At 55.8% G+C, this 500-nt stretch carries 1 tRNA gene; it reads left to right on the forward strand.

The features are described 5' to 3' along the window. The first annotated feature begins 165 nt into the window (after positions 1–165). Positions 166–241: transfer RNA gene (locus DXC99_RS04405), tRNA-Ile, on the forward strand. The last annotated feature ends 259 nt before the right edge of the window (positions 242–500 follow it).

The raw sequence follows: 500 nt of genomic DNA on the forward strand, positions 1-500 counted from the left end.
GAGCCTTTTTTCATATAGGCACACAAGGTCAAAGGCGGCAGCATGATCCTCCTGGTCGACAAGATCGTGCGTTGAACGGGTGCCGCGCGCATGGTAGTATTTCACATCGTGGTTCAAAGCGTTGGAGGCTGTTCTGCCACCCCAACTGCAAGCGCCACTTTATAAGGGCTCTTGGCGCAACGGTTAGCGCAGGGGACTCATAATCCCTGGGTTCTGGGTTCGAATCCCGGAGGGCCCACCAGGTTTTTCAACAGGTCAGGCAATATGTCTGGCCTGTTTTCTTTTTCATGGCATTAGTTTTCACTTGCAAATAGCCTGCTTGCTCACTTCCGGACGCCCTCGGTCGGCTGCCTGCGATGCCGCCGCCACGAAACCGGCCCATCTACTACGTTTAACCCCGACCCCTCGACCATACCCCGTATTTCGCGAAAACCGCAGGCCGTCTACCTGCGGTTTTATTTCTGCCCGAGACGCCATGGTCGGGAGATGTCGCCCAAACG

Origin of the sequence: Collinsella sp. TF10-11AT, assembly GCF_003437565.1 — a bacterium.
Taxonomy (GTDB): Bacteria; Actinomycetota; Coriobacteriia; order Coriobacteriales; family Coriobacteriaceae; genus Collinsella.